Origin of the sequence: Spirosoma sp. KNUC1025 (genome assembly GCF_045160025.1) — a bacterium.
Classification (GTDB): Bacteria; Bacteroidota; Bacteroidia; order Cytophagales; family Spirosomataceae; genus Spirosoma.
Map to the genome: position 1 here is coordinate 1184480 of NZ_CP087139.1, position 19653 is coordinate 1204132.

26 protein-coding genes are annotated in these 19653 nt (G+C 42.4%); 7 read left to right on the top strand and 19 right to left on the bottom strand.

Annotation, left to right across the window (positions count from 1 at the left end; genetic code table 11):
* The first annotated feature begins 312 nt into the window (after positions 1-312).
* Together LN737_RS05135 and LN737_RS05140 are read left to right on the top strand one after the other, a co-directional pair.
* Positions 313-1107, top strand: coding sequence for an SHOCT domain-containing protein (locus tag LN737_RS05135; RefSeq protein ID WP_405516798.1), 795 nt, complete (start codon positions 313-315; stop codon positions 1105-1107).
* A 145-nt stretch (positions 1108-1252) separates the two neighbouring features.
* Positions 1253-1573 carry a hypothetical protein gene (locus LN737_RS05140; RefSeq protein ID WP_405516800.1) on the top strand — a complete coding sequence of 107 codons (321 nt, stop codon included), beginning with the start codon at positions 1253-1255 and terminating at the stop codon, positions 1571-1573.
* A gap of 10 nt (positions 1574-1583) precedes the next feature.
* Here the strand turns inward: LN737_RS05140 and LN737_RS05145 are convergent, their stop codons facing one another.
* Both LN737_RS05145 and LN737_RS05150 read right to left on the bottom strand, forming a co-directional pair.
* Positions 1584-1844, bottom strand: a complete 261-nt coding sequence (locus LN737_RS05145; protein ID WP_405516802.1) for a hypothetical protein — start codon at positions 1842-1844, stop codon at positions 1584-1586.
* 194 nt (positions 1845-2038) lie between these two features.
* Complete coding sequence (locus LN737_RS05150) at positions 2039-2446, bottom strand: hypothetical protein (RefSeq protein ID WP_405516803.1); 408 nt, start codon at positions 2444-2446, stop codon at positions 2039-2041.
* A 350-nt stretch (positions 2447-2796) separates the two neighbouring features.
* Between LN737_RS05150 and LN737_RS05155 the strand changes: the two genes are divergently transcribed.
* The gene (locus LN737_RS05155) at positions 2797-3132 is read left to right on the top strand and encodes a co-chaperone YbbN (RefSeq protein ID WP_405516805.1); all 336 of its coding nucleotides are present in this window, start codon (positions 2797-2799) and stop codon (positions 3130-3132) included.
* A gap of 102 nt (positions 3133-3234) precedes the next feature.
* Here LN737_RS05155 and LN737_RS05160 read toward each other — a convergent pair whose 3' ends face one another.
* Positions 3235-3534: a helix-turn-helix transcriptional regulator gene (locus LN737_RS05160; protein WP_405516806.1), complete on the bottom strand. Its 300-nt coding sequence runs from the start codon at positions 3532-3534 to the stop codon at positions 3235-3237.
* Between the two features lie 409 nt (positions 3535-3943).
* Here LN737_RS05160 and LN737_RS05165 point away from each other — a divergent pair, with 409 nt between their 5' ends.
* Positions 3944-4195, top strand: coding sequence for a hypothetical protein (locus tag LN737_RS05165; RefSeq protein ID WP_405516808.1), 252 nt, complete (start codon positions 3944-3946; stop codon positions 4193-4195).
* A 280-nt stretch (positions 4196-4475) separates the two neighbouring features.
* Here the strand turns inward: LN737_RS05165 and LN737_RS05170 are convergent, their stop codons facing one another.
* On the bottom strand, positions 4476-4802 hold the full coding sequence (locus LN737_RS05170; RefSeq protein WP_405516810.1) for a hypothetical protein: 327 nt from the start codon (positions 4800-4802) through the stop codon (positions 4476-4478).
* A 38-nt stretch (positions 4803-4840) separates the two neighbouring features.
* Here LN737_RS05170 and LN737_RS05175 point away from each other — a divergent pair, with 38 nt between their 5' ends.
* The gene (locus LN737_RS05175; RefSeq protein WP_405516812.1) at positions 4841-5146 is read left to right on the top strand and encodes a hypothetical protein; all 306 of its coding nucleotides are present in this window, start codon (positions 4841-4843) and stop codon (positions 5144-5146) included.
* A 69-nt stretch (positions 5147-5215) separates the two neighbouring features.
* Here LN737_RS05175 and LN737_RS05180 read toward each other — a convergent pair whose 3' ends face one another.
* From LN737_RS05180 to LN737_RS05195, 4 genes are all read right to left on the bottom strand, one after another.
* On the bottom strand, positions 5216-5692 hold the full coding sequence (locus LN737_RS05180; RefSeq protein ID WP_405516813.1) for a hypothetical protein: 477 nt from the start codon (positions 5690-5692) through the stop codon (positions 5216-5218).
* A gap of 202 nt (positions 5693-5894) precedes the next feature.
* Complete coding sequence (locus LN737_RS05185) at positions 5895-6026, bottom strand: helix-turn-helix domain-containing protein (RefSeq protein ID WP_405520314.1); 132 nt, start codon at positions 6024-6026, stop codon at positions 5895-5897.
* Positions 5990-6100 (bottom strand): helix-turn-helix domain-containing protein, encoded by a 111-nt coding sequence (locus tag LN737_RS05190; protein WP_405516815.1) that lies wholly within the window; start codon positions 6098-6100, stop codon positions 5990-5992. Before LN737_RS05190 ends, LN737_RS05185 begins: the two co-directional genes overlap by 37 nt.
* A gap of 120 nt (positions 6101-6220) precedes the next feature.
* A complete protein-coding gene (locus LN737_RS05195) occupies positions 6221-6646 on the bottom strand; it encodes a hypothetical protein (protein WP_405516817.1) in 426 nt (141 codons plus the stop codon).
* Positions 6647-7635: 989 nt separating this feature from the next.
* On the opposite strand from LN737_RS05195, the gene LN737_RS05200 reads away from it, so the two are divergent.
* Both LN737_RS05200 and LN737_RS05205 read left to right on the top strand, forming a co-directional pair.
* A complete protein-coding gene (locus LN737_RS05200; protein ID WP_405516819.1) occupies positions 7636-8184 on the top strand; it encodes a response regulator in 549 nt (182 codons plus the stop codon).
* Positions 8185-8948: 764 nt separating this feature from the next.
* Complete coding sequence (locus LN737_RS05205) at positions 8949-10976, top strand: hypothetical protein (RefSeq protein ID WP_405516821.1); 2028 nt, start codon at positions 8949-8951, stop codon at positions 10974-10976.
* A gap of 154 nt (positions 10977-11130) precedes the next feature.
* Here the strand turns inward: LN737_RS05205 and LN737_RS05210 are convergent, their stop codons facing one another.
* The 11 genes from LN737_RS05210 to LN737_RS05260 form a co-directional block, all read right to left on the bottom strand.
* Positions 11131-13500, bottom strand: coding sequence for a tape measure protein (locus LN737_RS05210; protein ID WP_405516822.1), 2370 nt, complete (start codon positions 13498-13500; stop codon positions 11131-11133).
* Between the two features lie 87 nt (positions 13501-13587).
* Positions 13588-13845 carry a hypothetical protein gene (locus LN737_RS05215; protein WP_405516824.1) on the bottom strand — a complete coding sequence of 86 codons (258 nt, stop codon included), beginning with the start codon at positions 13843-13845 and terminating at the stop codon, positions 13588-13590.
* Positions 13846-13952: 107 nt separating this feature from the next.
* Positions 13953-14219, bottom strand: a complete 267-nt coding sequence (locus LN737_RS05220; protein ID WP_405516825.1) for a hypothetical protein — start codon at positions 14217-14219, stop codon at positions 13953-13955.
* A gap of 18 nt (positions 14220-14237) precedes the next feature.
* Positions 14238-14483, bottom strand: a complete 246-nt coding sequence (locus tag LN737_RS05225) for a hypothetical protein (protein ID WP_405516827.1) — start codon at positions 14481-14483, stop codon at positions 14238-14240.
* Positions 14483-15007 carry a hypothetical protein gene (locus tag LN737_RS05230; protein WP_405516828.1) on the bottom strand — a complete coding sequence of 175 codons (525 nt, stop codon included), beginning with the start codon at positions 15005-15007 and terminating at the stop codon, positions 14483-14485. The genes LN737_RS05225 and LN737_RS05230 overlap by 1 nt, the downstream gene beginning before the upstream one ends.
* Complete coding sequence (locus LN737_RS05235) at positions 15007-15294, bottom strand: hypothetical protein (RefSeq protein WP_405516830.1); 288 nt, start codon at positions 15292-15294, stop codon at positions 15007-15009. Before LN737_RS05235 ends, LN737_RS05230 begins: the two co-directional genes overlap by 1 nt.
* Before the next feature lie 79 nt (positions 15295-15373).
* Entirely contained in the window at positions 15374-15730 is a 357-nt protein-coding gene (locus LN737_RS05240) for a hypothetical protein (protein ID WP_405516832.1), read from the bottom strand.
* A gap of 25 nt (positions 15731-15755) precedes the next feature.
* Entirely contained in the window at positions 15756-16916 is a 1161-nt protein-coding gene (locus tag LN737_RS05245; RefSeq protein ID WP_405516834.1) for a DUF6371 domain-containing protein, read from the bottom strand.
* 120 nt (positions 16917-17036) lie between these two features.
* Positions 17037-18284 (bottom strand): AAA family ATPase, encoded by a 1248-nt coding sequence (locus LN737_RS05250; RefSeq protein ID WP_405516836.1) that lies wholly within the window; start codon positions 18282-18284, stop codon positions 17037-17039.
* 74 nt (positions 18285-18358) lie between these two features.
* Entirely contained in the window at positions 18359-18643 is a 285-nt protein-coding gene (locus tag LN737_RS05255; RefSeq protein WP_405516837.1) for a helix-turn-helix domain-containing protein, read from the bottom strand.
* A gap of 83 nt (positions 18644-18726) precedes the next feature.
* A complete protein-coding gene (locus tag LN737_RS05260; RefSeq protein WP_405516839.1) occupies positions 18727-19644 on the bottom strand; it encodes a hypothetical protein in 918 nt (305 codons plus the stop codon).
* Positions 19645-19653 lie beyond the last annotated feature (9 nt).

The window sequence follows — 19653 nt, forward strand, 5'->3', positions numbered from 1 at the left end:
TACGGTTGCCTCTGTTGGTTGCTTTCTCGGTTGTGTTCGGGAGTGTGGTCTTGTAGCAACTCCCTGTCCAAAGACAGTAGCAGTAGTCACTAAGTAAATGCAGCTACGTATGAACAAGTGTTTCATAGCTGGCAAAGGACACACGAATAGCTATATTACTGATTTACCATAGCCATAAACGGATGGATTTATTAAGCGGATGTAAAGCTATTCATGAAGCCTATATCCTATGACCGCTTAGTAAATCTACTCCTACAACCAATTAATTCACTTCAATTTGTGGCTTTAAGTAACAAAATAAACCCTATTGCCATGGATGAAGATACCCTATCCAAACTTGAACGTTTAGGAAAATTACGCGAGCAGGGTGTTATCACACCCGAGGAGTTTGATCAGCAAAAAGCGGCTGTACTCAACAACACTCATCCGCAACCACAAGCCCCCCGGCCAGCTATACAAACCACACCCCAGCCAGCACCGGCAATTCAATATATCGATCCCCCTAAAACGAGCGTCTGGAAATGGATCGGAATAGGATTTGTAGGCTTGCTAGTTATTTCCTTCATCGGACAAATGGGCAGAAATCAGCAAAGTTTAAGCGAAACATCTGCCTCTACCGAATCTACAATGATAACTGATTCTCTACAAGCCTCCTCTGTCGAAACCCCAACTGAGACTAAGCCCGCAGAAAAATGGTTTTACTTTGACAATAGCGATAAAATGGGGTCAAAGTATTACATAGCAACAATTGACGCGAACGAACAGCTACAGTTCGACTTTCCCTATAATGGTGGTTCAACAGCCAGTTTTTCGATTCGTAAGAAAGGAGCCAGTACCGATGTCTACTTGAAAGTGAGTAAAGGCCAGTTCATAACCCATTCATCCGATGGTGGAACAGCACGCATTCGTTTTGATGATGGCAAGCCTATAACCTATAGTACATCAGGGGCGGCTGATTACAGTTCTGATATTATCTTCTTTGATAACGAAAAGGCAATTATTGCCAAGCTCAAGAAAGCTAAAAAGATCGTTATAGAAGCACCGTTTTATAATGAGGGAAACCAGCAAATGGAATTTGATGTGGCAGGGTTCAAATGGAATCATTGACTACCGCTCTCCATCTCTTTTAGAGTAGCATTGATAGGCATAAAGGAATAAAGTATAAGCCCAAGGGTTGACTCATAGGTTTATTATGGCGGCTTGATACTAAATAAAACAGGGATTGTTATTTTCCGTAAAAACGAAATCCCCCATGAAAGACTTCCCCACTCGCACCCCCATCGTCATTGACGAAAGTATAGTATACGACCTGATTCAAACGCTCAATGATTGCCGGAAAGAGCTAGCTAAAGCCGCCGACGAAAAGGAACGGTTACGGAAAGAGTTAGACCGTAACCGACTACTAACGGAAGCCGAAGCACAGGAGTATTTACGTCGGGACTATCATACGCTCGTCTATTACCGAAAGATGCTAGGGCTATCCTCATTCAAGATTGGCAAGGACAGATGGTACGTAAAAGGACAAATAGACGACTGGCTAGCATCTGGGAAAGTAAGTCGCCATAGTCGATAACCTTTTGCCACTAATTCAATATTGCCAGCATTCGCTCGTATTTCCGCTCAAGCTGAGCCTGCTTCCTTCGGAGGTCAATATTTTCTGACAACAATTGCCGATTCTGTTCCAACAGGGTTTTATACGGCTCCATCTGTTTCCACAGCATTGCTTCATAATGCTGCTTACCAGCATACCCGCGAGCTTGTTCTTTCTGACTGTGGATTTCGAAAGCGATTACCGTTACCAAGCTTCCAAGAAAGGTTGTGCATAAAACGTATAAGGTTTCCATAGCCTGTTATGTTGAGCATTGATTTAAAATAGTACGGGATGGATTACACTTATTTCAGCGCCCTGTAGCTATTAGATGGCATCTAAACTTATACTTTCCTAGCTAGCTCAAAGCCTACGCGTTCAACGTAATTAAACACCAACCAACACCCGGCAAAACAGGTCCGAGTGTTGGTTGGATTGTTGAATCAATGGCTAGGCATACTCATAGACTGACTTGCTTAGCTGTTCGCCACCCGCTAATTCTGAGTTCAACACGCGCACGAGCTTACACTTAAGCTGCTCACTGAGTACATTCATTCGTTGGGTATGCAGTCCCAACCGGTGGGGGTTTAGCGGTTTAAAACTTTCCTGACAAGTCGGATCTAACTCTTTAACAAAGGCAGCGAGTTGCTGCCCCATCTGCTCCAGGATTAAAGCCAACTCAGAGGAATCGGTTTGTGCAAGCGGATACGAATTGGGCGTTTGTAACACGGCCTGGGCTTGCTGATAGAGGGTGTTAAACTGCTGAACGGCGGCAATCCAGTCCAGCAGTTGTTGTTGAAAAGGCCGCTTACCGTTAACAGGCAGGGGCGAAGGTTGAGTAAAAGTACGAGGGTTCATCTTGTTTAATTATTGAGGTGGTTTGAGCCGAAAAAGTTATGAAAAGAGGTACATAACTACCAAATGATAACTCAATAATTTACTAATAGGTAGATATGGTACTACTTAGATATAGTAAGAAAGGTAGTAGTATTCTGCAAGGCACGTTACATGTAGCAACAGCGAAGTTTGCAACAGGCTTAAGTACCCTGACTTGGCAACATATCATTTTATTAGGCGAATAAATGGGCAGTTCTGGCGAAAAGTCAGCCGACTACCTGACGAAGCTCAACCATTTATAAGCAGTAACCACGCATCTTTACCCGCTACGAATACAAATGAATCAGTGACGATAGACCCACTCATTGACTATGCCGCTTCATCTAACGGGCGCTCAAGTTTCGGACCCACCTACTGCTATCCTACTAACCTTTACGTCCTCCAAGGAGCAAAACGAACCGCTTGTCGCACTGCTGGATTCCCTACGCAACCGGTATGGCACTCAGTTACGTTTTTTACGCATCGACTCCGAGGCTCGGGCTGATCTCGCGCAAAGTTTTGGCGTTCGCTCGACGCCTGCTCTTGTGCTGATTCGAAAGGGTCGGGAAGTGTGGTGGCATCATGGCCTACCCGATGAGCTTGCCTTAAGCCAGCTGGCTCGACAGTACCTACATCATATTGAAGCTCCACCCAATGCTATGCTGTAGGGATATGATTAGGGGAGAAAACTTACTCTGGATTTTATTCGTATTGACGCGGCCAATCACTTCGCAAAGGCACCCATGCCAGGTTTACTCTGCCAAATTTTACTAGTCATTTGCTAGCTTCTGCTCTACCAAACCGATTAGCTGCCGGATAAAATTCACCAGCGCGTCATTCACTAGTGAATAGTAGACTTCATGACCCTGTCGTCTACTAACCAGCAGCCCCTTCGTTCGCAACTTAATGAGATACTGGGCTACCGTCTTTGCATCAAGTTCTAGCAGCTGATGTATAGTTTTCCCACTTAGGGAAGGCTGATCGGCTAAAAGCAGCAGAATCTGTAGTCGAATTGGATTGGCCAAGAGTTTGAGGAGTTCAGACGCTTTGATGAGGGTTGAATCAGTCATTGGCTACTATTATTTGAAGTGATCAGCAATACCTCCACATGACCTGATGATTCTAAACCACATTACCATTAAGAGCGGTTTACGGGATAAGCAAACCAGCTGCATAACGTGTATGAAAAAGCTATTCGGAACGTATATATTAGTCTACTTAGAGCCATTTGTTAGGGATTACCTAATCAAGTTATTAACGATGTTCTCTGCAATCACTCAAAACGTATAAGGCGACCTACTGACAAAACTGACAAAAGCCACTTAGACCGGGCTTTCATAATACAGCTAGCTTGCTACCAACTTATTACTTCGTTGGATAAGTCAAAGAATTAACTAGACGTTACCGAGAGTACGCCTATAGCCGCTGGTTATCAATTGCTTGTTGACTAACTTAGTGGTCACACCACATACAACGTTCATGAAAAAGCAAGCCGCTTTAGTCCTGGTAATCGGACTTTTACTTGCTCCTGCGCTCTTCAGAGCCACCTTCCCGGCTCTTTATGGGCATATTTGGCGTACCTATCCCTTTGCCGGAGCAGTCTTAGTAATGCTGTTGGACATTGTCTGGCTGTGGCTGACTCTACTGGTCGTCATAGCCTCTTTACGCTTGGTTCGTTGGCTACGGGCAAAGACTTATAAGGAAGATAACTTAAAAGAGCAGATTAGCTAAGCCAGCAACTGCGATTACCATAAGCGAACTGGCTACTCCAAGCGTAAGGGTCCAGGGACCGGGTATAAACAATGAGGATTTCATGTTAATTGACGTTTTGCTCTGCAAGATTAACCCGAAGTAGGCATATAAAATAATTACAGCAAGAAAAAGTTTAACTAATCTTAGAAGGGTACAGTAAAGGATATAGGATTAGGCTCATATTGGGCGGAAAAGTTATATAAGTAAAATCAGGCCCAAACACTCTGATTTTAGCTTGCTTATACAAATCCGTTAGTTGCTAGTTTGAACGCCTTCCCTTCAAATGAGGCAAAGGCTGTATTTCCTTAACCTGAATGCTGTTCTTTTCAGCGAACCGGATTATAACTGATTTCTTAAACCGCTTTATTTGCCTTCCATACACAAACGCTTTCTCCTCTGCCAGCATTAGAGCCGCCGTGGAACGACTTATGCCGAAATACTCACAGACCCACTCCCACGTTACATACTTATCGTCTTTCAGAGCCGCTAACTCTCGCTCTGCATCTATCAGCCGCTGCGTTGCTTTCTCGTAACGATCAATCATTTCTTTTACCTTCTCGGCTGGTAATACTATAATCGGTTCCATAATCGCTTATTTTGGTTAAACTCAACTGAAGGTAAACGATGGACCCTTTTCAAGCCTTATGTGAATTGCCGAAACTGGTGGAGGAGTACAAACGAGTAGCTGCTGAACTGATCGAAGTTAAACGGGAGCTGGAAGCCCTAAAGAATGACAAGTACGTAACCTGGGAATGGATTTGCGAGTATTTCGGGGTTACTAAGCCTACGGCGGTAGCAATGCTAGCAGACGAAAAGGTATTCGTATTTAATCAGAAAGTGAAGCGGTTAAAGAAGAGTGCCGTTATCAAATTTGCTGAACGCAATAGCTTGAAGGTTAAAGAGGTAGTTTATGTGCCATACAAAAGATAAATAATAAAACGCCCTACTTACCGGTATTACTCCGACAGTAGGGCGTTTCCAGAATCCACGTCTTAAAGTCTATTCGTCTTCACTACTGTATAATAGCTCCTCTAACTGAGCGATTCGACTATCAAGCGTTTTTATCTTACTCAAAAAGTTCATAAGTTGGAAAGCCGAATAAAGCGAATCCATATGCTGGCGGGTCACTTCTGCTTTGCTAGTCTCATCCGTAAGACTCTGATTATAGCCGGTACTATCAGCTAGCCAATCATAGGTAAAACTTGTCAGCAGTTCTATATCGTCAGCAATATTGGACTCGGTAGCTATATCCCGAATCAGTCCATGCATCTCACCATATAACGTTTCAATTTGCTGTTGTAGCCGGTTCGCCGAAGGATAGGCTTTAGCTTGAAGCGTTCCTACACCTTCAGGTGTTCGTTGTACATTCTGTAGCCGTTCGTCGGCTGTAGAGGTGTTTTGAGCGGCCATCTGAGCCGTTTGTTCAGATGGGGTTGCATAGTTGCCCCCACCCACGTAGTTTTGCTCCGTGTTCATTTGATTAGATAAGTTAGGTGAAACACTTGCCCTTTCGCTACACCGTCCAAAGTAAAGCGTTAGGGCTTTTTTGTTGCCGTTTCAGACTTCTACCGTTAAGCGGGGCAACCTAGATTAGATACTATACCGCTGTTTTCGTGCCTAAATGACAGTACAATACTAAGTTAACTTGTATTTAAATACAAGTTATGAGGCAAAAAAATTACTTGAGATTTATCTGTAAGTCAGTTTCTAAAGCATCCGAAATTCGCTTTAAAGTTTCCAAGGTAAGGTTTTGACTTCCGTTCTCAAATCTATTTAGTGTTGATTCGGCAACGCCGATTCTTTCCCCAATTCCTTCTGGGTTAACCCTTTCGCCTTTCTAGCCTCCCGTATCTGTTGACCTACGCGCTGTTTGATGTCTGTCATTGATTAACGTGCATTCGTTACTATAAAAGTACTGAGATTCCTCAATCTATAGCACTATTTCACTACACCTTTGAGGATTCGGCAACAATTTAAGCGTTACTGCTATATATGAAAGCACTATTAATTATCCAATAATAAAATCTGTCCCTGATTATTTTTTAATAAATAGCCCGACGCTTCCTCGGTTACTGAATAAAGAGTGGCAGAGGATTCATAAACCGAAGGTATACTATCCGCTTGATAATCAGTTCGGTACTTTTCTCGAATTGACAGCGAATCGCCAATAAACTGCCAGGTAAAATCCACTTGATCAGTTTTGGAGGCACTTGCAATGCGAAAATAGCCCGTTGAATCTTGGCTGAATACAGTCTGAATTGATAATTCTTTTTCATCCGTTAGGGCAGCTTCATTAATTTGAGTTGTGAAGCTTTTATTTCTAAATCGACTGTCCGAGATGATTAAGTTAGAATTGCTATGTTGAGGATGGGGTGTTGAACAACCATTAGAAAGAAGTAGCAATAACCATACTCTTCGAGGAATTTTCATAAGTGTGAATTGTCTGATGGTCTATTATCAGAGCCGTAAAAACTGGTAGTTGGTGAGTTCCGCTTTAGCCGAAAGTAGCTAAAGAAGCTATGCTAGCTATGCTGCCACTGCCCTAATTAGGATGTAAGCTATAAGTTAATAAGGCCTCAACGGGTTTGTCGAATTGTAAGTGCATAAGCCGTTTCAACACCACTGAATCGAACCAATCAATGGGTATAACCTGATCTGGTTTAAAATTGGGGTGTTTTGGAAAGCTGACGTAAGCCCCTTGCTTATCTACCGTCAGATAATGAATGGTAATAAATTGAGGGCAGTCAACGAAAGTGGGATAGTAGTATTGATAGTTGCCGGGCTGGGGTACAGCATACCGTTCTTCTAGTAGATTGATATATATGTTCCTCATCGTATCCAATTAAGGCTATTTAGCATACTGATTAGCTATACTAAATTAGCTGAGGCCTTGCAGTCGTTGTGGCAACTTTCGATGAACTAACGGAAATTCTCGTTTTTTGGTAGAAATCAAAAGTTATTTGGTATTGGCCTCTCGTTCACAAAAAATAAACTCTCGTCAATGGCAGACTACCCTCCAATCTTTTGTTCTTAAATCTCTTATCAGTAGTACTTTATGTAGGCTGATGCAACAAATCTATTAAAAGCTTGAAGCTGTTTACACTTATTTTAGACGAATAATAGCTTTTGTCAGCTTCCAGCATAAACAGGCGAAAACAGCAGTTACGAACTGACCGATTTAGTAGGCCATTATACCAAAGGTCATGGAATAATTGGCTAACTATTTCTATTTATAAGCAAAGTATACCTTAGAATCAAGCTCTTTTACTTCATTACCCATTCCCTAACAATTTAATATATTAATTGCTTAATACAAATAAATATTAGTATATTTATATAGCATTTTCGTCTCGATACTTAATACTATGGCTACCTAGTACCTACTTATACTTACTAGTCATCACTTTTCCTCCCTTATCATGACCAATTATAACCACTCAAATCAAAGGCCATTTGCACGCTTATTGGCCGATTACCGGGCGCGGGTATATGAAACCTGTTTTAGTCCAAGGAACCCCACAGAAGCGTTGGTTAAGAAACCTGCCTCAGAGCCTAAGACTACCCTAGTAGTGATTGAAGACAATGCCGATCAGTGGTTGCTAACTAAGTGGGCTTTACACCAACGATTTCCTCAGGCAGACTTAATTTGGTTGTCAGATGCCGAAAAAGTACTGCCTTATCTGGACGCTTTCCAGCGCAACAGAAAAGACCTCCCTTTGCTTATCCTGGTTGATTTGTATTTGCCCACTGCTCAGCAGGGCTTGCAGGTTATAACCCTATTAAAATCTCATCCTTTATATAAACCCATACCTACTATTACCCTGAGTTGGTCAAGTTATAGAGAAGACATTGATCAGGCTTTTGCACATTCAGCGGATGGCTATTTAGTCAAGCCAAGTAGTTATTCAGATTGGCAGGGGGCACTCAGTATATTGGATACCTATTGGAACCGGCAAGCATTAATTTAATGGTTCGCCAGGGCTGAGAAAAAGTCGATTTATATGCATTCCGCTTAGTTCACAAAAAAGCAACCTGTCCGCTTAGGGCAAGTTGCTTTTTTGGCTACTGAGCAAGACCCTGAAGAATCATAATTCAGGAATGGTATCAATCCAGGTTGATTACACCAAGGCCAAGCACTAGACTGCTAAGCTATTTTACTATTCGATGACGTGTATATCTTGCCTCTACTTTAATAGCTATAAAGGAAGTTATTTTAGTTGTTTCCACTGACATGTGCTAAGGTATTTTGTAGAATAATTAGCTATACACATCGATTCGTAGACGGCCCGTTTATATTGAGCCAAGAGGATGGTAAATTCGGCATAGCTAATTTGTCTTTCTGCCGGAATGGACTCCGTAGCTGCCGATGGTTTATGCTTGTCAGAACTCATTATGAGAAGTTAGAGAGGTGAAATTCTGATAGATACGAAGCGCTTAATTTTATGGATTTACCTAAATTAAAGAAGATATATATATTGCAACTTTATCATTTGATAGTCAAAAATTACGCTTAATATAAAAAACAATCCAACATATCAGGGTTGCCTTCTGCTTCTATCCACGCCATGTAAGGCTGAATATGACAACGTTTACTTAAATGTGTGTAATGTACCTTATATCGCTCAACCGCTTTTGATTATGCCTTAAAAAGGGGAATTTTCCCGTATTAAAAATTATAAATTTAGTCTACTTTAGCCGCTACTCTTATACACACTATTAGTTATTAGTAGCCATGAAACACATATGTTTTTTTGTTGCAATTTGCCTTTACATCAATATAAAATCATTAGGAGCTAGCATAAGTTTAAAAGATTCTCTTAATGAGGATGGGCGCTTGATTAAGCAAGGTGAGTTTTTGCTTGGCAAAGAGCTATATAGTTGGGAATACAAAGCTCTTGAAGGGAAAAAATTTAGATTTATAATTAAGAAGGGAGATGTAGCTAAATTTACTGAATTTAGTCAATTAGATTATCCAATATTTAGGGAAATATTTAACAACTGTGTTGGCTTACTAGATGCGAATAAGAAAGACCAAACTGTTACATATGAAGAGGCTGCTAAAGTATTTATTACATTAAAAACAGCTATAGATACAGAAATAGCTGATTTCGCTCCAAAAGCAGGTTTTATTGCTGTCTCTCGTGCCCCTGTAAATGTTTATATTTATGAAGATAAATTAAAATTATTGAGAAGTAATCTAGAAAATGAAAAGAAAAAGTTAAGCAAGCTTACACGGGATATTAATCAATATAAATCGCAGTTACTTTTAATTGCGGAAGATAATATTGTAAGAAAGCCTGCTACTGTGGTGAAAGACACTATCGTTTCAGGTATACTTTACAAAGGCACATCGTCTAACAATCCTACACTTCCTAGTGATTATAAACCTTATTTAGAGCAAAAGATAACCCAAACTGATGAGAAAATAAAGGATGTTAATTCAAATATATTTTCAATAAACGGTGAAATAGATGTTTTATCAAAAAATACAAAAAATACAAAAAAAAATAGATCAATAAAAACTGTCCTTCTTAAGGGGACCTTTGTAGCTGACTCAGCCAGAATGGAATTTTTCGAAGGTAATATAAAAAATCTTTTTATATTCGGTAATGTTAGCTATAATTTAGATTCAACAATAAATGTTACCAATGGATTAACTAATGAAAAGAAACCAATAGTTTTTAGAAATTTTAATCCTATACCATTTTCTTCATTAACAGATTACACTAGTCGTAATAATTTGTTATGGCAATTTCCCTCTTCAAAAGATAACATTTTTAACTTATCATCTAGTGCAGATCAGTTTATAACTTCATATAATATTATTAAATATGATCCTTTATTTGCTAATAATCAAGAGGATTATAGCCCTAGAGACGGCGTTCAAGTCTTTAAAGCAGGTACAAAGCTCACAGTGTATAAGGAAGTAAACTCGAAGTTGTTCAAAGTAAAAGTTTTTAGCGATTTCATTGGCGTAAAGGATGATAACCCTAACGGTTTAATTCAATTCGAGCTTAGCAAACGTATAATTTTGAATCCTCGTAGAGAGCAAATCAGTTTTATAAATAAAAGTAGATATCCTGATTTAGGTTTTGGTCTATTTAATTATATAGAGCCAACATTTGTGATGTCAAAAATCGAGGAGAATAATAAAATACTAATCACTGACAAATTAAAATTTAATGAATGTCAATGTACAGCAGGAAGTAGTATAAAATCCGTAATAAACCTCCTAGATCTTTATAAATATCAAAATTTTAGTGCAGGTGGAGCTTTGAATATCTTGGTATTCGATAATCCAAATTACAAAACGTCGTTCTATTTTAATGCTGGCCTCAAGCTTTTTAGGACCTCAATACGTGATACATTACGGACTTGGAAAGATAATAATATTATAAATACTAACCGAGTTGAGAATTATAATATATCCACTTTGCAACTATATCCTGAATTTATTTATCAAGTAAAACCAGATAGTCGTTTTGGATTTAGTTTAACGTTAAGAGGTTTATATCTGTTACCGCAAACCGATCGGTTAACTATAATGAATAATTACAACCATATAGAGTCGGAACAAAAGAGAGGGCAAAATCTTATTTTGAACACACAACTTGATGTTTTCATTAGACCTGATCCAGATCAAAGCACGAAAGGTGAAATATTTGCTAGATTAGCGTACAGTAACCTATTGTTAAGTGGTAACACTAATTTCATGCAAGTACAAGTCGGGTATTCTTTCAATATTTTAAAAAAGGATTAGTTTAGATATATATGTTGTAATTTCATTACTCATTGCCATTTATTCTACGCGCGTACATATTGCATGTAGTCTATATTTACAAACAATACACCCGGCAAAGCAGCGGCCTAAAACCTACCACCTTGCCGGGTGCGTCATTTACTTCGGCCATATATTAGCCTCTGCCGGTTGCCCTTCTTAGTTTTTCGTCCCGCTCTAGGATAATGCGTAGTGTACTACCGTGTATTTCAGTAACGAGTCGACCGCCACCGCCGAACCCGCCCAATTCCATTAGCTTTTCAGCAATCAGACCGGCCCCAACGTCAACGGGTGAAACCCATTCCTCTTTGCCTCGTTGATTGGCTCCTGGGTACTCTCCGGCGGTTATTTCGGTTGGTCCCGAAAGTGTTCCACCCTTTGCCATTGCCCGGCGTTTGGGTTTGGCGGCTGCATTTAATCCCGCTGAAGCGGCATAGAGTCCTACCGATGCTCCTAACTGCATAACTCCCATGCCTGGGTTTACCAGCAAAAGCAGCGCGCCCGAAATTGCTAAGGCTTTCGCTAGGCTCTGTAGCATATCGGCAACCACGCCTAACACCGCGCCGGGTAATTGGTCGATTCCTGCTGTACCGGCGATGAGCCCATCAACGAAATTACCCATTGCCTGCGTAGCGGAGGCTGCTCCCTGATTCAGCGTCGACACTAACGTATCAGCCATATCTTTAGCGTTGCCAATAACCTCATCTCTGTTCTTCTGAAAAGCGGCTAAAGCCGAATCCGTGAACTCGTTAGCAATGCCTCCGATACTGTTCCACTTTTGACCGTTTGGCGTATTCTTAATTGCATTCACCTGGGCGCGGCCTTGTTCGGCGGCTACCTGACGGTCCATATTTCGGCGGGATATATCCGCTTTTGTCAATAAGGCTACGTACTCACGAAGTTGTTGGAGTGCTTCGGGGTCAAGTTTTAGGTTTTTATTTAGTGCGTTTACCGCTATAGCGTCTGCGTGATAGCGAATCTTTTCAATCTCATCCTGTAGGAAGCGGATACTTTTCCAGTTGTTACCCTCGTTGAAACGGTCTAGTAGCCCTTTCGTCTGTTGCAGGGGAGCGACGATACTTGAAAATATTTCGGACAGACTATTGCCTGTCGTTTTCAAAAAAGGTGCGGTCTTTTCGGCTTCTCCCCGTAGAATACGTATCGTTTTTTCGGCGGCTTCTAGCTGTTTAAGTAAATCCGGGTCAACGCCGTTAAACGTTCCCCGTTGGGCGGCTATCGAATCCTCTAAGCCTTTTTTGTTACGCTCTGCGATTTCTAGCGGACTCCAATAGGTACGCCCTTTACTATCCTTTTCGGCGGCTAGATTAGCTACTTTAGGCCGGTTGGCTTCTTCGTCAATCTTGCGGTTTTCTTCCCGTAACGCCCGCCGGTAAATTTGGTAACGCTCTTTCATAGCGGCCAAATCCGCCCGTAGGCTTTTTTCCCATGCTAGGTTTTGTTCCGTTGGCGTAAAGCCGGTAACGGTATCGGCTTCGCGCTCCTTCATTTCGATACCGGCCCGAAACTTATTTAGAAACGATTCCTTTCGTTTGGTATCGAACGAGTTAAACGTATTGAGGTCTTTTTGAAAGCCCGGCGTGTAGTTCTTCACGGTCCCAAACATGGAACCCGTTTGGTCCTGTGCCTGTCGAATGAGTTTCAAATAGTCGCCAACACCATTAAAGAGTTTGGCGAAAAATGTATCTATGCCGTTGGTTTCCGAAAACTCCGCAATGAATAGCTTCATTTGATCGGTTGCCCGTTGCCAGCCTCCGGCTATGCTATCGACATTGCTTTGCGCTTTGGAACCGTAGGTTTTTTCCAGCTCGTCGGCAAGTTTGGGTAGCAAGTCCTCCGCGAGTACCTTACCGTCCGAAATCATTTTTACCAGTTGCGCCTGGCTTACGTTCATGGCTTTTGCGGCCAACTGGAACGCGGCGGGTACACGTTCGGCTAATTGCCCCCGTAGTTCTTCCATTGACACGGTTCCCTTACTAAGCATCTGCGTCAGAGCTAAAAGAGAACCCTTAATATCTTCGTTGGAGAGCTTTAGCGCGGCTCCGGCATGAACGACCGCCGTAAATATCTTTTCGGTTTTTGCTCCTTCGAGGTTCGTGCCGTTGGTCGCTGCCTTTAGGCTTTTATACGAACTTTGCAGTTCTTCAATGCTAAGACCTAGCTCGTCGGAGAGCTTACGTAGATAGGCTTGCGACCGGGCGAAATCTAACGACGAGGACGATACATTCGATAGGCCAGCGTCCAAACGCTGAATGTCGGAGGTGATTTTTAAGCCTTGCTTTAACAGGTCTAAGGCTTTATCAATGGTGAATACTCCGGCGGCAAATTTACCGATGGAACCCAACGGCGAATTGAAACCGCTTTCCAACGCCCGGCTTGTCGAATCACTTTTTTGTTCGATGCGATTCAATTGGGCTAAAATCCTGTCTGCTCCTCTGGCAAAGGCCGAATCATTGAGCGTGAATACGGCTTGAAGTTGCTCATTCATATTATCCTGTTGCGATTAAAATTAAATAAGTTACGGTTATGTATATACGTTTTGTAGGGCGTACGTTACCCGATCTTATTGAACTGCTTACTGTTTGGAATAAAAACGCCACCGGGCACTAAAGAATACATCCCGGTTTTTGTAGCGCCTGCCTCTACCTAAAAGACTTTCGTAGAGCTGTTCGGCGGCTTCGTAGGCCGTTACCATGTGCTTTTTCTGACCTCCTAACTCGTTCCACTTCGCTTCAAAAAGGGCAATAAAACCGGCTTCAGTTTGCAGCGAAAGGCAAAAGTCAACCCATTCCCTGGCGGTAGCAGTAAAGGGCAGCTGAGGAGTCGAAAGCATGAAAAAGACTGTGTGATAACTGTGATTTAACCTATTTAAAGATACGAAATGATCAACAGTTGTTTCCTATAAACAGGCCAAATCTTTGGGAACGGCGTAACTGGTTATTACCTCCCATTGTCCGGTATCATAAAGATAACCGGATGCCCAAACCTTTGGGCGTAAGCCTCCGCTTCGGCGTGACTCATTCGAACCTCTTTACCGTCGATATGAATACTAACCACATCTTCTGCACCCGGCTCGCTCTGTCCTGGATAAAGAATACCAACCAGGCAACCGGGCTGTCTAGCTTCTAGGAGTCGTTGGCGGGTGTTTTGACTGGCTCCCTTTTCTAACACGTTGGCGAGTAGCCTAACCTTCTCTGACCTTTTCATATTTGCTTGTTTTTGATTTTAATTGACTTGAATACACACATTTCCGTAAGGGCTAGGCGCTTGTTGAAATTCGGCGTAGGTAATATGCTGTATGCCTTCAGTAGTTGTTACCTCTACTGCGTCAGTGACTTGTAGGTCACGAAAACCACAGACCACAATGGAGATTGTATCTAACTGTTGGACTTTGAGTTGTTGCAGTGTTTGCTGGTTGGCTTGGCCCTGCAAAAGCTGCATTAGCAGGGCTTCTTTGCGCTTTCTTTTCATTATGATTCAGGAGTTAACAAACGTTGTCTGTGCCAGTCGAATCGCTTTAGATCGTTCTCAAACCATAGGGCGATATAGCCCGGTCCATCGCATGATTTAGCTGTGTTGCGATACCAGCGCCGCAAATCGCCAATGGTCCCGCCTTCCCGATACCGTTCTCTATAGTCCCGGCATCGGAACTCCATAAAATCGAGACCCACGCTATCATACAAGCTATTATTAGCGTACAGGAGTCCTAAACCATGACCAAACAAAAACTTAAGTCTCGGCTCAACATGGGCATAATGTTGTAAGTATTCCCGGACCGGTAGAAAAAACTGTTCTTTCTTATGGAGTGTGGGAAAGTAACTAAACATTACCCGCTTGTCTAGTAAAGCCGGAGGGCAATCGTGCACATTAATAATACCGGCTACTTCCAGGTAGGGCATGGCTTCTTTAGCCTGTTGGCGTTTGAGTTGCTGCAAGGTGCTGGTTTGTCCCTGCATAGCGTCTTGTAATACTTTTAGTTTGTCAGTCCGTTTCATTATGCGTCTGTTTTCCTGATGATTTTATTCAGTAAGTCGTCTACTTGCTCGTCGGTCAGATTAGACAAATCGATCTTTTCTTCACGCTTTTTAGCTACGACGAATTCGAGCATTTTAACGTAGGCTGTGACATACTCTTTAGGGTCGAGTTGCTCAAGTTTGTCCTGAATGTTTTCGAATTGGTTCTCAAGTAGTACCGCTAGGCGGCTTCGAAGGTCCAAGGGCACCCTATTTTTAGAACCTCGTTTGCGTCCTGCAATTTTCGGTTGTCCGGGTTTGAAGGGCATGTTTTATGTTATTTTAGCATGTTTTTAGCATGAGTTGCCTAATAAGCGGAGAATAGGCTAGCTGATATACTTGCCGCTTTTAAAGCTTTACCTGCTGAAAGAATTGTATTACGTCTTCGCGCCCGAAACCATGAAACTGTTGGTTAGGGTCGTCAATTTCGTAGTACACCTTACGAAACAGGCTTTTTCTATCGTTCCAATCCCTAGGCTTTACCAGTCGCTTTTTAAACTGTAGCATGAGCCGATCTAGGGTTGCCCAATGAAAGTAGGCCTGTCCGTCAATGATCTTCAGCCACTTTTTACCCTTTCTGGGTTTAATCTCACATGGGCGGATAATGCCTTTCCCGACTAGGAAAGAAACCAGGTCTTCTAAGTTGTAGAAAGGGGTGTCTGTTTGGCCGGTTGGCCGAATAAATCGAATTGTGCTGTTCTGCATGATTATTTAGTTGTTTAATTTCTGTTCAAAATGGTGTATCTCCAGGAGCCGGTTCACAGCTCAATACTTCGCCGTAAATCGGCTGTTCTTCGCCTTTAGGGAAGTAGCAGGGGCGCGTTAGCAAATCCCGAAGGTCAACATTTCCCATGCCTTCAGGAGCGTTTTTTTCGACGTAGTCAGATACGTACAGCGAACGGCACAGAGGCCGCAATACAGAGGCTTTCTGACTCCAATTCACATATTTACCCGTATCAGGCCATAGCGTTACGTTGCGACCCCGTAAGACGCTGAATCGTTCGGGAGAGTACCAACTACCGCCCATGCTGCCACCTGTGGCTAGCCAGATGTAATCCGGCCAGATAGCCGAACAAACGATAGCCGTGGACTCGCCTTCAACGACCGCTACCGAGCGTTCAGGATACTCGCTTAGTAAATGTTCGCCAAAGAAGCACTGCTTCAAATTCGGCTTTGTGATACCGGCCTGTTTCGCTATGTGCTTACCAGCAAAATAGATTTTATCCGTGTCGGGTTCGGTTGGCTCAAAGCGTTTGGTTGCTGCATTCCATCGTTCGGCGGGTTGATGTCTTTTGACTCGCCGTCCGCTCATCGCGTCAAAGGGTATTACTTTAACCTGACGTAGATTTCCGGCTATATCGAACTGTGGTAAGCAGGTAGCCAGATAGCCGTAGTAACACCAACGGCGGGAGGTTCCCAAGCGGTAATGGGTAAAGGCTTTCTGTACCGCTTCCAGACCGTAAGTAAAGCGCAAATACTCGTAGAGGCCGTTACGGTCAAAATGACTCTGGCAAGGCTCGTACAGCTCAAAAGGAAGGTAGTCAATACTCCGTTTTAGAGGTTGCTCTATTAGGCGCGGTCGAACGGTAACAGTTTCCGGTAAACCTCCGCCGTAGTACTGCTCTTGCAGTCGTACGTTGGCCGTATTAAAATCTATGTTATGAGCTACAGCGAAAGCTTTCACCGGATAATAGCGTTTGCCTTCCTGAAAGTTGTGAATATAGGGCTTGCCTTTTTCGTCAGCGGGAAAATAAACCTCGGCGCTATGGCGGGTTTGGTCGAATAAACGAACCGACTGTTGTTTATGAGTCAACTCTTGACCGCAAGCTTCTGACAGAATAGCTCTTCCGTACTCAATTTCTAAAGTGTCTATAGTTACAGTGGTTTCCATACTTAGTTTTTGTTAACCTTCCTGATTGTCCTGACCGTCCTAGGACAGTTAATTCAGGACAGTGACTCAATCGTCCTGATCGTCCTACGCCTATATATATAGGCGAATAGGACGGTTCAATCAGGACTGTTGATTAGGGACAGTATTAGTAGGTAATCGGTAAGCATCATACTTGCTATTTTCAGGTCGGAACTTAGTGACTTGATGTTGTTCAATTACTCGTTTTATAAAAACCTCAGCCCGGTTTTTAGACAGTGAGAAACCTGCAAATTCCGAAGCTTCAATTAGGGCTGTTCGCAACTGGCTATAGCCTAAATACTCATCCTGACTAAAAGCTCTGCTAATGATCGTGGTAACAATCTCAGAGGTCATACTATCGGCGGTTGGTAGCTCCTGCTTTTTGGTAGCCTGCATGCTGTTACCTAGCTTTCCTTCCGGCTTTCTTTTGATCAGCTCCTCGTCCACTAAATGCGGAATACCGTTGTCGTCTATGTAGAAGCTAAACGGGTCGAACTCCCTATTGCGACAATATTCAGCTTCGACGTGAGACACTTCTTTAACGTTTTTGTCCCTCGTGACACTAATAACCGTTTCGGACTTGTTCGTTAGTTCGGTTCCTAAATGACCACGTAGATTAGGATCGCTCTTGTTTTGGTGGAGTACGCACATTATATGAATGTGTAAGCGGTCAGTCCACTGAAGCAGGTGTGTCATAATATGACTGGCTTGCTCACTATCTAACACTGGGTCAACAGCCAAATCTCGAATGCCATCAATGACTACTAGGCCTACATTCGGAATTGAATTCAGGGCGTAATCGATGATTTTTAATCGATCCTCCGGTGAGTAAGGTCGTAAAGAGTAAACATGCAGATTCGACGGGTCATCAATACCGCAAAGCCGGCAGATACGTTTGACGATCTTCAAAACATGGTGCTTACTTTGCTCGGTATCGAAAAGCAATACCGTGTTTTTGTCTTCGGGTAAAAGCCCTTTGATTTTATTCAATATTACTTGGACTCCAACGGCAGCGGCAACGGCAAAGCTGACAACGAAAGTCTTTTTGGCTTTGGCTCTTCCTGAAACCGTTGAGATATTACCTAAGGTCCCAACAATTGAGGTTTTGTCCTCTGTTTGAATCGCCAGACAAACCGGATCGGCTTCAATCTCGTCGGTCGGTAAAACCCTGGATTTAGCTAAAAGAGCCGAATAATTAATCCCTGGCGGTGAAGGCGGATTCGCTTCAACCGCTTTAGGCATCATTTCGTTAATGACATCCTGGGGCGGTATGGCTAGTTTTCTGCCATTTAGATTTTGCGTATCTTTATCCTTATTTACAAAGGAGATAGGCGGTGATTGTGGGGTCATCGTTTATCTCCTTTAGTTTTTAGAATTGATGTTTGATACGGCTAGACCGTTGAAGGTGTGTAGGGTTAGTGGCTTCATGCTTCCACCTCCCTTCCTTTCTGCATAGCGGCAATAACTTCATCCCATAAGTAATACTTACGGTTTCCTAAGTGATAGCCTTTTAGAATACCTTTCCTCTCCCATGCCCAAGCTGTAGGCTTAGATATATCCAGCCGCTTACATAGCTCTTCAGGAGAAACAGGCTCTTTAGGTTTTGGAGTATTTAAAGTAGTTGGAGGGGAATTGTGTTTTACAGCAATACTTGCCGCTTCAATCATCATTGTCCGCACTTGGTCAGCGGACATAACTACCATTTCCATGTGTTTCGCGTTGTTTAGCGTTTAACATGGACAAAGGTGAACTCTAAATTAAACGTAACCTTGCACATCCTGCACAGGTGCATTTAGTGCAGAATATGCGCTGAAAAGTAGTTCTTAATCTCTTCTGCTACGTTAGCTTTGGGCGAATCGTATAGTGTCCGTCTACTAATACTCAAGCCAGGGAATTTTTGTGTTAATAACGGCACTAGATATATTCTGTCCATAGTTGGTATATAACCTTCGGCATCAATCTTATCTATCCAGCCAGTCAAGACTGCCTTGCTTCCCTTTTTTCCTGTCCACTGTAAACGCTCATTTATTACAGCTGGCACATAATCTTTAAGAGCTTGCAGACAGTATATCATATCTTCCTTGCTCTTAAATAGATCATCAAACGATTTAAATGATGTTTCGGCGTTTTTATCTCCGATAGACGGATGTTGAGAATCTACATCAAGCGAACATTCTTCAATAAGAGTCGATAGTTCCTTACATTTCCAAGCAATAGTCTTACAAAGATGAATAGCAAAATACTTGTGTGGGTTGGCCTTTGGACGGTCAGGCGTTACAAACGCGTAAAGTATTTTCAACTCTAAGAAGCAATCGGGTAATTGGTCTAAGGTCCCTTTGTACCACGCTTTCTGATATTCTGCTGCATTTTTTCTCAGACTTTTTAACTGTTCGAGTTTTTGCTGGGCATTTAACAGGATTCGCTTGGCTTGTTGAGGTTCTAATAAAATAATGTCATTTACGGCTCTTCTCCGAAGTTCACCTAACTCGTTGGTATAACGATTTCGATTCTCAGCATAGGCATATCGCTCTAAACTAAAAAAGTCAGACTTATGACCGGGCAAACGATTTTCAGGAGTCCCAGGTAGAAAGTGCTCAGGTAAGTAATGATTGTCCCAAGGGTAGAGTACTTGTCCATTACTTACAAAATACTCTACAGACTCAATTTTGAGCCTAAAAAGCTCGTCAATAAAATTATTGTAGTTTTGCATATTCAAATT

Excerpts from the sequence above, each read along its gene's own strand:
- LN737_RS05250 (WP_405516836.1), bottom strand. The coding sequence starts at position 18,284 with ATGACCCCACAATCACCGCCTATCTCCTTTGTAAATAAGGATAAAGAT.
- LN737_RS05155 (WP_405516805.1), top strand. The coding sequence starts at position 2,797 with ATGCCGCTTCATCTAACGGGCGCTCAAGTTTCGGACCCACCTACTGCT.
- LN737_RS05160 (WP_405516806.1), bottom strand. The coding sequence starts at position 3,534 with ATGACTGATTCAACCCTCATCAAAGCGTCTGAACTCCTCAAACTCTTG.
- LN737_RS05200 (WP_405516819.1), top strand. The coding sequence starts at position 7,636 with ATGACCAATTATAACCACTCAAATCAAAGGCCATTTGCACGCTTATTG.
- LN737_RS05215 (WP_405516824.1), bottom strand. The coding sequence starts at position 13,845 with ATGCTTTCGACTCCTCAGCTGCCCTTTACTGCTACCGCCAGGGAATGG.
- LN737_RS05255 (WP_405516837.1), bottom strand. The coding sequence starts at position 18,643 with ATGGAAATGGTAGTTATGTCCGCTGACCAAGTGCGGACAATGATGATT.
- LN737_RS05170 (WP_405516810.1), bottom strand. The coding sequence starts at position 4,802 with ATGGAACCGATTATAGTATTACCAGCCGAGAAGGTAAAAGAAATGATT.
- LN737_RS05135 (WP_405516798.1), top strand. The coding sequence starts at position 313 with ATGGATGAAGATACCCTATCCAAACTTGAACGTTTAGGAAAATTACGC.
- LN737_RS05225 (WP_405516827.1), bottom strand. The coding sequence starts at position 14,483 with ATGAAAAGAAAGCGCAAAGAAGCCCTGCTAATGCAGCTTTTGCAGGGC.
- LN737_RS05180 (WP_405516813.1), bottom strand. The coding sequence starts at position 5,692 with ATGAACACGGAGCAAAACTACGTGGGTGGGGGCAACTATGCAACCCCA.
- LN737_RS05210 (WP_405516822.1), bottom strand. The coding sequence starts at position 13,500 with ATGAATGAGCAACTTCAAGCCGTATTCACGCTCAATGATTCGGCCTTT.
- LN737_RS05205 (WP_405516821.1), top strand. The coding sequence starts at position 8,949 with ATGAAACACATATGTTTTTTTGTTGCAATTTGCCTTTACATCAATATA.
- LN737_RS05230 (WP_405516828.1), bottom strand. The coding sequence starts at position 15,007 with ATGAAACGGACTGACAAACTAAAAGTATTACAAGACGCTATGCAGGGA.
- LN737_RS05175 (WP_405516812.1), top strand. The coding sequence starts at position 4,841 with ATGGACCCTTTTCAAGCCTTATGTGAATTGCCGAAACTGGTGGAGGAG.
- LN737_RS05220 (WP_405516825.1), bottom strand. The coding sequence starts at position 14,219 with ATGAAAAGGTCAGAGAAGGTTAGGCTACTCGCCAACGTGTTAGAAAAG.
- LN737_RS05195 (WP_405516817.1), bottom strand. The coding sequence starts at position 6,646 with ATGAAAATTCCTCGAAGAGTATGGTTATTGCTACTTCTTTCTAATGGT.
- LN737_RS05140 (WP_405516800.1), top strand. The coding sequence starts at position 1,253 with ATGAAAGACTTCCCCACTCGCACCCCCATCGTCATTGACGAAAGTATA.
- LN737_RS05150 (WP_405516803.1), bottom strand. The coding sequence starts at position 2,446 with ATGAACCCTCGTACTTTTACTCAACCTTCGCCCCTGCCTGTTAACGGT.
- LN737_RS05245 (WP_405516834.1), bottom strand. The coding sequence starts at position 16,916 with ATGGAAACCACTGTAACTATAGACACTTTAGAAATTGAGTACGGAAGA.
- LN737_RS05240 (WP_405516832.1), bottom strand. The coding sequence starts at position 15,730 with ATGCAGAACAGCACAATTCGATTTATTCGGCCAACCGGCCAAACAGAC.
- LN737_RS05145 (WP_405516802.1), bottom strand. The coding sequence starts at position 1,844 with ATGGAAACCTTATACGTTTTATGCACAACCTTTCTTGGAAGCTTGGTA.
- LN737_RS05235 (WP_405516830.1), bottom strand. The coding sequence starts at position 15,294 with ATGCCCTTCAAACCCGGACAACCGAAAATTGCAGGACGCAAACGAGGT.
- LN737_RS05190 (WP_405516815.1), bottom strand. The coding sequence starts at position 6,100 with ATGACAGACATCAAACAGCGCGTAGGTCAACAGATACGGGAGGCTAGA.
- LN737_RS05260 (WP_405516839.1), bottom strand. The coding sequence starts at position 19,644 with ATGCAAAACTACAATAATTTTATTGACGAGCTTTTTAGGCTCAAAATT.
- LN737_RS05165 (WP_405516808.1), top strand. The coding sequence starts at position 3,944 with ATGAAAAAGCAAGCCGCTTTAGTCCTGGTAATCGGACTTTTACTTGCT.